This window comes from Streptomyces sp. SKN60 (assembly GCF_026236535.1).
Lineage (GTDB): Bacteria > Actinomycetota > Actinomycetes > Streptomycetales > Streptomycetaceae > Streptomyces.
Map to the genome: position 1 here is coordinate 36,207 of NZ_JAHTMW010000003.1, position 12,281 is coordinate 48,487.

General features: G+C 70.6%; 14 protein-coding genes and 4 pseudogenes. 11 read left to right on the forward strand and 7 right to left on the reverse strand.

Going from position 1 to position 12,281, the window contains the following annotated elements; all coding sequences use genetic code 11:
• Window positions 1-45 precede the first annotated feature (45 nt).
• Genes pdhA through KV205_RS06130 form a run of 6 tightly spaced genes read left to right on the forward strand, consistent with a single transcriptional unit; the run spans window position 46 to window position 5,145 of the window.
• Complete coding sequence (gene pdhA / locus KV205_RS06105; RefSeq protein WP_265862805.1) at window positions 46-984, forward strand: pyruvate dehydrogenase (acetyl-transferring) E1 component subunit alpha; 939 nt, start codon at window positions 46-48, stop codon at window positions 982-984.
• Window positions 981-1,991, forward strand: a complete 1,011-nt coding sequence (locus tag KV205_RS06110; protein WP_265862807.1) for an alpha-ketoacid dehydrogenase subunit beta — start codon at window positions 981-983, stop codon at window positions 1,989-1,991. The genes pdhA and KV205_RS06110 overlap by 4 nt, the downstream gene beginning before the upstream one ends.
• A 1-nt stretch (window position 1,992) precedes the next feature.
• Window positions 1,993-3,345 (forward strand): 2-oxo acid dehydrogenase subunit E2, encoded by a 1,353-nt coding sequence (locus tag KV205_RS06115; RefSeq protein ID WP_265862809.1) that lies wholly within the window; start codon window positions 1,993-1,995, stop codon window positions 3,343-3,345.
• Window positions 3,342-3,611, forward strand: coding sequence for a phosphopantetheine-binding protein (locus KV205_RS06120; RefSeq protein ID WP_265862811.1), 270 nt, complete (start codon window positions 3,342-3,344; stop codon window positions 3,609-3,611). The genes KV205_RS06115 and KV205_RS06120 overlap by 4 nt, the downstream gene beginning before the upstream one ends.
• Entirely contained in the window at window positions 3,611-4,270 is a 660-nt protein-coding gene (locus KV205_RS06125; protein WP_265862812.1) for a CBS domain-containing protein, read from the forward strand. The genes KV205_RS06120 and KV205_RS06125 overlap by 1 nt, the downstream gene beginning before the upstream one ends.
• A 17-nt stretch (window positions 4,271-4,287) precedes the next feature.
• The gene (locus KV205_RS06130; RefSeq protein ID WP_265862813.1) at window positions 4,288-5,145 is read left to right on the forward strand and encodes a universal stress protein; all 858 of its coding nucleotides are present in this window, start codon (window positions 4,288-4,290) and stop codon (window positions 5,143-5,145) included.
• A gap of 112 nt (window positions 5,146-5,257) precedes the next feature.
• On the opposite strand, the pseudogene KV205_RS06135 reads toward KV205_RS06130, so the two are convergent.
• Both KV205_RS06135 and KV205_RS06140 read right to left on the reverse strand, forming a co-directional pair.
• A pseudogene (locus KV205_RS06135) lies at window positions 5,258-5,653 on the reverse strand (molybdopterin dinucleotide binding domain-containing protein); the annotation flags it as partial.
• Between the two features lie 44 nt (window positions 5,654-5,697).
• Complete coding sequence (locus KV205_RS06140) at window positions 5,698-5,955, reverse strand: SHOCT domain-containing protein (RefSeq protein ID WP_265863285.1); 258 nt, start codon at window positions 5,953-5,955, stop codon at window positions 5,698-5,700.
• Between the two features lie 239 nt (window positions 5,956-6,194).
• Here KV205_RS06140 and KV205_RS06145 point away from each other — a divergent pair, with 239 nt between their 5' ends.
• Both KV205_RS06145 and KV205_RS36510 read left to right on the forward strand, forming a co-directional pair.
• Window positions 6,195-7,409 carry a nitrate/nitrite transporter gene (locus KV205_RS06145; protein ID WP_265862814.1) on the forward strand — a complete coding sequence of 405 codons (1,215 nt, stop codon included), beginning with the start codon at window positions 6,195-6,197 and terminating at the stop codon, window positions 7,407-7,409.
• 89 nt (window positions 7,410-7,498) lie between these two features.
• Window positions 7,499-7,963, forward strand: a complete 465-nt coding sequence (locus KV205_RS36510; RefSeq protein WP_374214633.1) for an ATP-binding cassette domain-containing protein — start codon at window positions 7,499-7,501, stop codon at window positions 7,961-7,963.
• A 101-nt stretch (window positions 7,964-8,064) separates the two neighbouring features.
• Here the strand turns inward: KV205_RS36510 and KV205_RS06155 are convergent.
• A pseudogene (locus tag KV205_RS06155) lies at window positions 8,065-8,292 on the reverse strand (MarR family transcriptional regulator); the annotation flags it as partial.
• 14 nt (window positions 8,293-8,306) lie between these two features.
• Here KV205_RS06155 and KV205_RS06160 point away from each other — a divergent pair.
• A complete protein-coding gene (locus KV205_RS06160) occupies window positions 8,307-8,567 on the forward strand; it encodes a hypothetical protein (RefSeq protein WP_265862816.1) in 261 nt (86 codons plus the stop codon).
• Window positions 8,564-9,418: pseudogene (locus KV205_RS06165) on the forward strand (metallophosphoesterase). The gene KV205_RS06160 and the pseudogene KV205_RS06165 overlap by 4 nt, the downstream one beginning before the upstream one ends.
• Here KV205_RS06165 and KV205_RS06170 read toward each other — a convergent pair.
• Together KV205_RS06170 and KV205_RS06175 are read right to left on the reverse strand one after the other, a co-directional pair.
• Window positions 9,313-9,804, reverse strand: a complete 492-nt coding sequence (locus KV205_RS06170; protein ID WP_265862818.1) for a DUF6328 family protein — start codon at window positions 9,802-9,804, stop codon at window positions 9,313-9,315. The pseudogene KV205_RS06165 and the gene KV205_RS06170 sit on opposite strands and share 106 nt — an antisense overlap.
• On the reverse strand, window positions 9,801-10,160 hold the full coding sequence (locus tag KV205_RS06175; RefSeq protein ID WP_265862820.1) for an STAS domain-containing protein: 360 nt from the start codon (window positions 10,158-10,160) through the stop codon (window positions 9,801-9,803). The genes KV205_RS06170 and KV205_RS06175 overlap by 4 nt, the downstream gene beginning before the upstream one ends.
• 514 nt (window positions 10,161-10,674) lie before the next feature.
• Between KV205_RS06175 and KV205_RS06180 the strand changes: the two are divergent.
• Window positions 10,675-11,154, forward strand: a pseudogene (locus KV205_RS06180) (hypothetical protein); the annotation flags it as partial.
• A gap of 59 nt (window positions 11,155-11,213) precedes the next feature.
• Here the strand turns inward: KV205_RS06180 and KV205_RS06185 are convergent.
• Window positions 11,214-11,369: a hydrophobic protein gene (locus tag KV205_RS06185; protein ID WP_265862821.1), complete on the reverse strand. Its 156-nt coding sequence runs from the start codon at window positions 11,367-11,369 to the stop codon at window positions 11,214-11,216.
• Between the two features lie 396 nt (window positions 11,370-11,765).
• A complete protein-coding gene (locus tag KV205_RS06190) occupies window positions 11,766-12,089 on the reverse strand; it encodes a plasmid stabilization protein (protein ID WP_265862822.1) in 324 nt (107 codons plus the stop codon).
• Window positions 12,090-12,281: the final 192 nt, after the last annotated feature.

The window sequence follows — 12,281 nt, forward strand, 5'->3', positions numbered from 1 at the left end:
TCCCCCGCTCCTGCGGCATCCCACGACCTGGACCTCCTGCGGCAGATGCTGGTCATCCGGCGGTTCGAGGAGCGGTGCGTCGAGCTGTACAGCGCGGCGGCGATACGGGGCTTCGTTCACCTGTACATCGGCGAGGAGGCAGTGGCGGTCGGCGTCCACCAGGCGCTCGACGAGCGGGACGCGGTCGTCTCCACGTACCGCGAACACGGCCACGCGCTGGCCCGTGGGGTACCGCCCGAGGCCGTGATGGCGGAGATGTACGGGAAGGCCACCGGCTGCAGCCACGGCCGCGGCGGCTCCATGCACCTCTTCGACGCCGGCCGCCGCTTCTACGGCGGCAACGCCATCGTGGGCGGCGGCCTGCCGCTCGCGGCCGGTCTGGCGCTGGCCGACCGAATGCGCGGCGATCCCCCGGTGACCTGTTGCTTCTTCGGTGATGGGGCCTTCGCCGAGGGCGAGTTCCACGAGACCGCCAACCTGGCCGCGCTCTGGGGGCTGCCCGTGCTTTTCGTCTGCGAGAACAACCTGTACGCGATGGGGACGGCCCTCGCCCGCGAACACGCCCAGACGGACCTCGCCCTGCGGGCCGCGTCGTACGGCATGGCTGCCTGGGCCGTGGACGGCATGGACGTACATGCCGTGGAGAAGGCGGCGCGCGGGGCTGTCGAGTCCATGCGCGCCGGCAACGGACCGCACTTCCTGGAGATGCGGACGTATCGCTTCCGAGCACATTCGATGTACGACCCCGACCGGTACCGGCCGAAGGAGGAGGTCGAGGAGTGGAAGCGGCACGACCCTGTCACGGGCCTCGCCGACCGGATGACCGCGACCGGTCTCCTCGACAACGCCGCGCTGGAGGCTCTGGACCACGAGGTCATGGAGGAGATCGACCGAGCCGTCCGGGCGGCCGAACAGGCTCCCGAGGAGCCGGCCGAGGACCTGCTGCTCCACGTCACCGGCCGACACGAGGAGGCTCCGTCATGAGCACGCGTACGCGATCGCGGGCGCATCCCGACGACGGCACCACCACCTACCGGGAGGCCCTGCGCGAGGGGCTGCGCGAGGCCCTGGCCTCGGATGACAGGGTCTTCCTCATGGGCGAGGACGTGGGCCGTTACGGCGGCTGCTTCGGCGTGAGCCTCGGCCTCCTGGAGGAGTTCGGACCGGATCGCGTCCGGGACACGCCTCTGTCGGAGTCCGCGTTCGTCGGAGCCGGCATCGGCGCCGCCCTGGCCGGGATGCGGCCCGTCGTCGAGATCATGACGGTCAACTTCAGCCTGCTGGCCCTCGACCAGATCCTCAACAACGCGGCCACCCTGCGCCACATGTCCGGCGGACAGCTCGGTGTGCCGCTGGTGATCCGTATGACGACGGGCGCGGGACGGCAGCTGGCTGCCCAGCACTCCCACAGCCTCGAAGGCTGGTACGCGCACATCCCCGGGCTCCGGGTCCTGGCGCCGGCCACGGTCGACGACGCCCGCCATGTGCTGGCGGCCGCGCTCGCCGACCCCGACCCGGTCCTGCTCTTCGAACACGGCAGCCTCTACAACACGGCCGGCATGCTCGATCCGGCGGTCCACGATGTCGACCTGGACCGCGCGGCCGTCCGCCGCGAGGGCACCGACGTCACGGTCGTCGCGTACGGCGGCTGTGTGTCCAAGGCTCTCGAAGCCGCAGAGGCGATGGCCGGGGAGGGGATCAGCGCGGAGGTCGTCGACCTGCGGACGCTGCGGCCTCTGGACGACGCCACGATAGTCGGATCGGTCCGGCGGACCCACCGGGCCGTCGTGGTCGACGAGGGCTGGCGCAGCGGCAGTCTGTCGGCCGAGATCGAGTCGCGCATCTGCGAACAGGCGTTCTTCGACCTCGACGCGCCCGTCGAACGGGTCTGCAGCGCGGAGGTCCCCATTCCGTACGCCCGCCGGCTGGAGGAGGCGGCACTCCCCCAGCCGTCCGGAATCGTGGCGGCGGCGCGCCGGGTGGTGAGCTGAGATGGCCGAGTTCACCATGCCGTCGCTCGGCGCCGACATGGACGAGGGCCTGCTTTCCGAGTGGTTGGTGCACCCGGGTGACCAGGTGACGCGGGGCGACGTCATCGCCGTGGTCGAGACCGCCAAGTCCGCGATCGAGGTGGAGTGTTTCGACACCGGCACGGTCGAGGCCCTCCTCGTCGACGAGGGCACCACCGTTCCGGTGGGCACCCCGCTGGCACGTATCGGCACGACCGCCGAGAGCCGGCCCACCGAACGGCGGCCTATCACCCAGAGACAGCCCGTCGCCCGAAGCCAGCGCGTCGACAGCTCGCCGCCGTCGACACCCCTGGTCCGCCGCCTCGCCGAGGACCGACACGTCGACCTCACCGCCGTCCATGGTTCGGGCCCGGGAGGCAGGATCACACGCGCGGACGTGGAGCACGCGGAACCGAAGCCGGAATCTGCGCCGGCACCAGAGCGCGACAAGGCCGCGCCGACGCCACAGCCGGCGAAGCCGGTACGCACTGACGACTCGACGGGGAAGCGTCCAGCTCCGGCGCGGGTGAAGTCCTCACCGCTCGCGCGGCGGTTGGCCAGGGAACTCGGCGTCGACCTCGCCGAGGTGACGGGTACGGGGCGGGGCGGCACCGTCCGTGCCGAGGATGTCCGTTCCGCCGCAGCCGCCGAGGGCGCACCGCGGCCGGCCGTCCCGGATGCGGCACGGGCGGCGACCGCCCGGCTCATGAGCCGGTCCAAGCGGGAGATCCCGCACTTCTACCTCTCCACGACCGTGGACATGGCAGCGGCACTGGAGTGGATGCACGCGCGCAACCGCGAACTGCCCCTGTCCGCCCGTCTGGTGCCCGCCGCGCTCACCTTCAAGGCCGTCGCGATGGCTGCGCGCAAGGTGCCCGAGCTCAACGGGCACTGGGGCGACGACGGCTTCGTCCCGGCGGAGGAGGTACGGCTGGGCGTCGCCGTTTCCTTGCGGGGCGGTGGTCTTGTCGCCCCGGCCCTCGCACACGCCGACACGCTCTCCGTGGCCGAGGTGATGGCCGCGCTGAAGGATCTGGTGGCACGGGCACGGGGCGGTCGGCTCCGCGCGTCGCAGACCGCCGATCCCAGTCTCACCGTCACGAACCTCGGTGACCAGGGCGTCGAGGCGGTGTTCGGCGTCGTCTACCCGCCGCAGGTCGCGCTCATCGGCCTCGGCAGGATCGTCGAGCAGCCGGTGGCCGTGAACGGCCTGCTGGGAGTGCATCCCGTGCTGACGGCGACGCTGTCCGCCGATCACCGAGCCGCCGACGGTGCCACGGGCGCGCGTTTCCTGACCACCATGGACCGGCTCCTGCAACAACCGGAGGAACTGTGAACCACGACGAGGCCAAGGAGTTCGTTCGGCAAGCCGTGCAGCGTGTAGTCCCCGGCGCCGAGTTCACCGGGCTGGATCCCCGCGTGTCTCTGCGGGACACGTTCGAGATGGATTCGCTGGACTTCCTCGAGTTCGTCGAGGCGCTCGCCGAACTCAGCGGGACGGAACTCACCGAGGACGACTATCCGGCCCTCGACACCTGGGACGGCTGCGCCGCTCGCCTGCTGGGCGAGGAACGTACACCCGCACAAGAAAGGAGAGGGTGATGCGTCACCGCAGGATCGGCGAGCTGATGACGCGCGAAGTGGTGAGTGTCCGCGGCGACGCCTCGTTCAAGGAGGTCGCCCGCACGCTCTCGCAGCACCGGGTGACCGCTGTTCCCGTGCTGAACGGCGGGGGCAGGGTGGTCGGGGTGGTGTCGGAGGGGGATCTGCTGCGCAAGACCGCCGACCAGGCAGCCGCACCGGGTGATCGGTCGGCCGTTCCGGACCTGGAGGCATGGGAGCGGGCCAAGGCCGAGGGGACACGGGCCGAGGAGCTGATGTCGGCACCCGCCGTGTGCGCCCGCCCGGACTGGACCGTGGCGGAGACGGCGCGGCTGATGGAGGTCCAAGGGGTCAAGCGGCTCGTCGTCGTCGACGCCGAGGACCGGCTGGTGGGCATCGTGAGCCGCCGCGATCTGCTGAGCATCTTCCTCCGCGAGGACGAGGACATCCGCCGGGAGATCGTCGAGGACGTGCTCGGCGACACCCTGCGTCTCGGACCTGCCGTGCTCACCGTCGAGGTACGTGACGGCCGTGTGGAGCTCAGCGGAACCCTTCCCTTCCGGCGCATGATCCCAGCGGTAGAGCGCATGTGCGCGACTGTCGACGGCGTGGTCTCAGTTTCCTCCACCCGTCTTCTGTACGACGTCGACGACACCTGACGAGGAGGTGCACGGTCATGACGCGGAGCATCGTGGTCGGCCTGGACGGCACGGAACAGGCGAAGGCTGCCGCGGAGTGGGCGGCTGAGGAGGCGCTGCTGCGCGGCACCGGCGTGCACCTGGTGTACGCCAGGGAACCGGTACCGGAGAGCGTGCTGTCCTTCATGCCACGAGGGTCCGACGAGACGTGGGCCGAGGAGATGCTGTCGCGCACCGCCGCCCGCCTGCGCGAGCGCCGTCCCGGCCTGTCGGTGACCACCCGAATGCTGCCCGCGGGTCCCGTGCCGGGCCTCGTCGCCGCGGCCGAGGAGAGCGAGCTGCTCGTTCTCGGCTCACGGGCCCTCGGCAGTGTGGCCGGCTATCTGCTCGGCTCGGTTGGCCTGACGGTCGCCGGCGCGGTCGAACGGCCTGTCGTGCTGGTACGGGCCGGCAGCGGGGCGAGCGATCCGAGACGCCCGGTCGTGGTGGGGACCGACGTGCGGCAGCCCGTGGACGCCGTGCTGGGCTTCGCCTTCGAGGAAGCCGCCCGGCATGACTCCCAAATCCATGTCGTGTATGCCGAGCAGCTTCCGCTGTTCGCGGGACTCGGACCCGCCATGGTGCCAGACATCCGCCTTGCACTGGCTCCGGAGATCGAGCGTTCGTTGGAAGAGCTGCTGGAGCCTTGGCGGGCGAAGTACCCGGACGTCGAGGCCGTCGACCGCGTGGTGGTCGGATCGGCCGGCCTCAAACTGGTCGAGGCCGCCGGGGACGCAGCGCTCGTGGTGGTGGGTCGGCGTACTCGCCATTCGGCGCTGGGCGCGCCCATCGGGAGCGTGGCCCACGCTGCGCTGCACCACAGCCCGGTGCCCGTGGCCGTCGTGGCCCATGCCTGAACTCGGTGCCGATCAGCCCTCGGGTGCCGTCGGCGGCAGCCGTACCAGCCGAGACCTTGCACTCCGGACACGAGGTCACGGTGTCGGCGTGCTCCGAGGTGAGGGAGTTGACGCCGCTGGCCGGGAAGTGGAAGGCGCAGAAGACCTGCCCCGGAGCGAGTTCCGTGCCGACCCCCGGAGCGAGTTCCGTGCCGACGCGGGCGACGAGTCGCGCCTGTCCGTGGCGGCTCTCGACGGTGACAGGGGTGCCGTCCCGCAGTCCGTAGCGTGCGGCGTCCTCGGGATGCAGGTCCAGGCGCTCGTGCGCGTCGAGAAGAAGGTTGCCGCCGCGCCGGGTCATGCTTCCGGAGTTGTAGTGGGCCCAGCGGCGCCCCGTGACGAGCACCAGCGGATAGTCCTGGTCCGGCTCCTCGCCGGGCGGCAGGTAGGGGGCCGCCGACAGGTGCCCGCGCCCGCCGGGCGTGGCGAACTCCGGTCTGCCCGGCTCCCCGGGCGTCCGACCGGCCATGGTCCCAGGGTGAGCGGCCGCACCCGCGCCCGCATCCCGACCGGTCACGGTCCCGCGCTGCGCAAGGCGGTCAGGCGCCGGCGGTACTCCTCCTCGTCGATCTCACCGCGCGCCAGCCGCTCGCCCAGGATCTGCTCGGCCGACGCCGCGGGGCCGAAACCCCGAGGCCGCCCCGCGGCGCGGTCCAGTGAGCGGAAGAGCATCACCGCGACGGTGATGAGCAGCCCCCAGAACAACACCATCCCGGCCGACATGGCGAACCAGCCCCATCCGTTCATGCCGTTGCCGTACCAGAACATCATCGCCACTCACACTCCCGACGGCGGATGGGCAGCAGCCGGACACTCCTGCCTGCGGCCCAGTCCGTCACTCCCACCGTGCGCGGCCCAGGACGCCCCGCACAGGGCCGACCGGCCCATGCCGTGGGGCCGCACGGTCACGGAACGGAACGAATGGCCCTTGGGAGCTGGGACCCGGCGGCCGGAGAGTGGGGAACAGCACGGCTTACGCCGTCCACGCGGATCACTGCCGGGAGGCCACCATGGTCCGGAACACGGGGAGCCCGCCGGTCGCGGACGCACCGCGGCCGTGGCAGATGCTGCTCCTCGCCACGATCGGGTTCGCGCTCTGCTTCTGGGCGTGGGCGCTGCTGGCCCCCCTTGGCCCGCGGCTGCGGGACGACCTCGGCCTCAGCTCCTTCGAGCAGTCGCTGGTGGTCGCCGTGCCCGTGGTGGTGGGCTCGCTCGGTCGGATCCCGGCGGGGGCGCTGACGGACCGCTGGGGCGCCCGCCGGGTCTTCCCCCTCGTCGCGGCGCTCACGATCCTCCCCGTGCTGTACCTGGGGCACCTGGCCGACTCGCTGCCCGAGGTACTGGCGGGCGGTTTCCTTCTCGGGCTCGGGGGAACGGCCTTCGCCGTCGGCGTGCCGTTCGTCAACGCCTGGTACCCACCGGCCCGGCGGGGCGTCGCCCTCGGGGTCTTCGGCATCGGTACCGGAGGCACGGCCCTGTCGGCGTTCACCACCGTCCAGCTCGCCGACTCCGTCGGACGGGCCTTCCCCTTCGACCTCGTTGCCGGCTGCCTCGCCGTGTACGCCGCGGTGGCCTGGTTCCTGCTCCGCGACCGTCCGGGACGCGCGACGGCGGCGGGGTCGATGGTGTCGCGCACGGCGCTGGCTGTGCGGACGCCGGCCACCTGGCAGCTGGCCTTCCTGTACGCCGTGTCCTTCGGCGGGTTCGTCGCGTTCAGCGTCTACCTCCCGACGTACCTCACCCGGGCCTATGAGCTCGGCCGCTCCGACGCGGCGCTGAGGACCGCAGGATTCGTCGTCCTCGCCGTGGCCATGCGCCCCGTGGGCGGCTGGCTGTCGGACCGGATCCACCCCGTACCCGTGCTGACGGTGTCGTACGGGCTCGTTTCGGTGTGCGCCCTGGTCGCGGCGTTCGAGGCGGCGCTGGTTCCCGTGGGAACGGCGGCCTTCTTCGGCATGGCCGCCGGCCTGGGAGCCGGGTCCGGGGCCGTTTTCGCGCTCGTCGCACGTCTGGTTCCGGCCGAGCGGGTCGGCTCAGTGACCGGAGTGGTCGGGGCGGCGGGCGGTCTCGGCGGCTTCTTCCCACCCCTCGTGATGGGAGCGGTCGACAGCGTCGCGCATGACTACACGTGGGGGTTCGTCCTCCTCGCCGTCACCTCGACGGCCTCGGGCACCCTGGCCGCCACCGCTGTCCGGAGACGCGCCCGGACGACCGCGGACGTCTGATCGCGGCAGCGTCAATTGGGCCCCTCGACCCCTCTTCGGGGCCTGAGTGGCCGTAGCCTCCCGTTTCTTCCGGGGTTGGGATGGAGAGCATGAACACCGGCCGGGCGCTCCTCGTCGCCACCGGCGTCACCAAGATCTACCGGACGGCCTCCGTCGAGGTCACGGCCCTGCTCGACCTGGATCTCCTCGTGCGCCACGGGGAGATGGTGGGAGTCATGGGGCCGTCCGGTTCCGGGAAGACCACGCTGTTGACCTGTCTGTCCGGGCTATACAGGTACGGCCCGCAGCACCTCCCTACAGTGCTGCGCACCTCGCGGGCTCTGGCTGCAAGATCCCTCGTGACCACCGTCACCCCGACGATGCGGCATCGATCCCTCTCCCCATGTGTATGTGGGCCCGTTGCCGCAGGATCGCTCGCATCGGCGCGGCCACCCAACAGTGAATCCCGTGCCGGCCAAACCGACGTCCCCCTCGCCCATGGCCTCGGCCCCGTCCGCTGGCCCGTCGAACCGTTCCTGCCTCGGCCGAGGGTGATGTGGGGCTCATCGCAGTAGAGGGTGTGGTCGGGGTCTGTCGGTTTCGAGGTCGCCGACACGGATTTCAGGCTCGGCTGCACTTCTGTCCGAGCGCGACGAGACGTGCGCCGCGGAACGGGCTATGCACCCTCGTTGCCACCGCGCAGGGAATGGATCATGCTCTGCAGGATCCGGAACGCGTCTGACTGCTCGGTCTCGGTCAGGTCGGCCAGCATTCTGGCCTCGACGGACCGGACGGCTGCGCTCGCCTTCTCGAGGCTTCGTCGGCCGCGAGGCGTGAGCCGCGTGGGAAGCACCTTCCCGACGGGTGCCTCCGCAGGCCTGGTCACGTAGCCGTCTTGTTCCAGGAGGAGCGAGACCGATGACGGAACACGATTCCGAGGAAGTCGAGTACCGGATCGCGCGGCTGCGCGAACGCCTCGCCGGCGACGAAGTCGCCGAGCTCGGCGTCCGGATCGAACTACGCGGCGACACAGTCCTGTTGACCGGCGCGCTGCCTACGGCCGGCCGGCGAGAGGAGATCCTGCGGCTGGCGCGGGAGGAGTTGGCCGGGCTCGTCGTACGCACGGACCTCACCACCCCCTCCGCTGACGCCCCCGACCACGTGGAGCGGCTGCCATGACGCAGGCATCGTCGGCGGCCGCGCGAGGCAGCGACTTCGTCGTTCGAGTGGCGGCGGTCGGTGACATCCACCTGGGTTCGGAATGCGCGGGACTGCTGCGTCCCGCATTCCTGACACTCCCCGAGTGCGCCGATGTGCTCCTGCTCGCCGGTGATCTGACCCGCCACGGCACCGTCCACGAAGCGCTGGTGGTGACCGAGGAGGTCCGGGACATCGGTGTCCCGGTCGTCGCCGTACCGGGCAACCACGACTACCCCTCAGACGAAGAGGGCGAGGCCACGCGTACGCTCGTCTCCGCGGGTGTCGGCGTCCTGGAGGGAGAGTCGACCGTCTTCACCGTCGCAGGCCACGTGGTCGGCGTGGCCTGCACGAAGGGGTTCTGCGGCGGGTTCGCAGGCCGCAGCGCGGGAGCTTTCGGCGACCGGAGATGAGAGCCTGGGTTCGAGTGGCGCACATCGGCGCCGAGCGACTGGCCTCGGCGCTCAAGGAGTTGGCCTCGGATCATTGTGATGTCCGCATCGCACTGACCCACTTCGCGCCTGTCCCCGACACGCTGGCCGGTGAGCCCGTCGAGATCTATCCGTTCCTCGGCAGCTACCTGCTCGCCGAGGCGATCGACTCCGTGGGCGCGGACCTCGCTGTCCACGGCCACGCGCACCCACCTCGGGACAGAGCACGGCATGACGGCCGGCGGGGTCCGCGTGCACAATGTCGCCCAGCCGGTCATCTACCGGGCGTTCGCGTTCTACGAGTTGCAGGTCTTCGGCCACGACTCCGCCCGAATCGGCCGGACGGGCGTCGCCCGCCGACCGGCCGACACCGTGAGCTCTGCTCCGCCGCACAGTATCTGAGGCCGGGACGAGACGGCCCGGCGCAGGACCAAGGCGGGAATCAGCCAGCAGATGGCGAACCAGATCAGCAGGGCGGCATCGATGATCAAGGCCGCGGGCGGGCTGACGACCGTGCGCAGGACGACGAGCAGGGCGAGCGCAATAGTCCCGAGGAACAGCATCAAGCCCGTGGACGTCAACCTCGAGGGCCGGACGACGGCTTCCGGCTTCACGCCGAGGCCGGTGACGAGCCGGTGCAGACACACAGGAGCGCTCAGCGTGCCGGTCGCTGCCGCTCCCAGGACGACACAGCCGACATAAACGAGCCGATCGGTCTGCCCCAACCGGTCGGCTCGTTCGTCGCAGGTCTCCTGACGCTCTCCGACGTGCGCGCCCCTGGCGATCACCGAGGCCACCTCTGCTCGGCCGGGCCGAGGTCGAAGAGATCGACGGAACCCGTCATTTCGAGCAGCCGCACCATCTGGTGGCTGGGAGCGGCCAGGGTGACACGGCTCCCCGATTCGAGTGCCGATTCCCTGGCGGCCAACAGCAGATTGAGACCAGTCGAATCACAGAACGACGAGTTCTGGAGGTCGACGACGATTTCAGTGCCCCGGGGGGCCAGCGCGACACCGTCGAGAAGCAAGGGCCGCAGCTCGGCCGAGTGGTCGAGGTCCAAGTCTCCGCTCACCCACACGACGAATGAGTGAGGGACACGGCTCTCGGTTTCGGGGTATGCGGTCCGCTCCTCGCCGGATGTCATGACGCACCTCCTGCTCACTACGGCGACTGCCCTGCCTCCGAGATCCCATGCGGGCCGGTCGGTGTCGGCTCGGAGGTGTCAACACCCTTCCCCCGGGCGGGCACACGGCGTCGCCCTGCCCACAGCGCGGCCTCCTCCACCTGGGCGGAGGTGAGACGGGACTCCCGTTCCAGATCGGTGATACCGATACCTCGCGAATGTCTCGCGCGTACGCGGATCAGACGCTCCGCCCACCGTTCCGCCTCGACGAAGGGACGTGACCTCAAGGCGGAGACCGATGCCTGCAGGTGCGCATCGCTACAGGCAACCCTCACGCGCAGCCGGGCCGAGGACGCGCGCCGGAACCGCTACACGATCGCTTCCGGCTCTCCCTTCCGCCACCCTGCCGAAGCCGGCCATGAGATCGCCGGCCTCCTGCGGCGCCTCGTCGAACCTCAGGCCGAGGCAGACCGCTCCGCTCCCCGGCGCGCCCGGAACTGAGAGCGCTCGGCGAACGCGACGAGGCGGTCAGGGCAGGGGCAGGCGCTTCGTGGCCCTCGGCTACACCAAGCTCTACGGCCAGGTGCCGACGGGCAGGCCGAGTACCTGCGGGGGCCGTTCGGCGACACGCTGCCCGTGAAGGTCCCCAAGGCCCGCCCGACGAGCGTCACGTCCACCTCTCCGACGTGCTGCCCACGGCCTGGCAGGCGGTGAAGGACGCCGACATACCGCCTGGCGGCTCCGCCACCGTCCTCGGCCCCGTCGGCCACGCGGGCATCGACCGCCTCGACGCCCTGCACGCGCGATCGACATCGTCCGCCGGGGCGGCACCGTATCCGTCTCGGGTGTCTACGGCGGGGCGATCGACCCCATGCCCCTGCTCACGATGTTCGACAAGCAGATCCAACTCCGTACGGGCCAGGCCAACGTCCGGCCCTGGGTGGACGACATCCTGCCGCTCCTCGACGGCTCGGACCCCCTCGGTGTGGAGGGCTTCGCCACCCATACGACGCCAAGGCGTCCCGGCACGCGCAGGAAGGCGCGTGCCGGGACCCAGGCGGTGTGGGTTGCGCGTCACCAGCGATACCAGCGGCCCTGCGCACCATGGACGAAGAAGCCCAGCACCCAGAGCACCAGCACGGCGAGGGCGATGTACCACAGCACGTCGACGGCGAAGCCGGCTCCGAAGAGCACCAGAATGAGAAGCAGTACGAGCAGAAGCGGAATCATGACGAAACCTCCTCGGGTCCCCGCCCGTGTCGTGTCCCCCGCTATGCCGGGTCGCCCACCGCGCAACTTCCCGCGCCACGCCCATGCATGCCCTTCAGCCATGAAGACACCCGGCCCGCAGGCCGCACGACGTGCCTTCACCGTGCTGTCCCTCCAGCTCGTCCCGGGCACCGCTCAGGACGGTTCTCCAGGACGGTCGTCCGGCGGCGGGTGTCGGCGGAACTGCTCCTCGCGTCCGATACCTGGTCGCTGGCGTTTGAGCGCGTGGCCGCCGTCGCCATGGGACTCACCGTTGTCCGCCGTGCTCTGTCTCTCCCCGTCGCGTCGCTCACGCGCTGTCCTGTTCGTCGTCCTCCGCAGGCCGTTCCGAGGCTCGCGATCATCCATGTCTGGCCCCTAATGGCCGAGCTTCCGCTTGAGTTCCGCCTTGTTCATCTGGGACCGTCCGTGCAGATTGCGCCGCTGGGCCTCCGAGTACAGCTGGTCGTAGGTGGGTCCCTCGGAGCCGCTGTGGGAGCGCTTGCCACCACGGCGCGAGGACGACATGTCCTGTGTGGAGCTCTTGCTCGCAGTCTTGGACTCACCCGAGCGGGCGCGTTCCTTGTTCACGGTGCGGGAGGCGATCTCCTTCGCGCGCTTCTCGCTCTCGCCCCGGTCCAGGGCGCTCTGCTTGATGTGCTCGTACTGCCGTTCCCGCTTGGCGCTTGATCCACGAGGCATGTCCTGCTCCTTCCCGACAGGCCCTGTCCGGGCGGCAAAGTCTTCCTTTCGCTGCTGCCCCTTCCACCGGTCTTCATGCAGGTGGCGTCGCGTCCAGGCCCGCGTCCGGATCATGCCCTGAACCACACCGCGGCCCCAGGTTTCCCTCTCGGTCACCCGGGCAGCCGCACCGACGGAACTCAGGGAATGGAG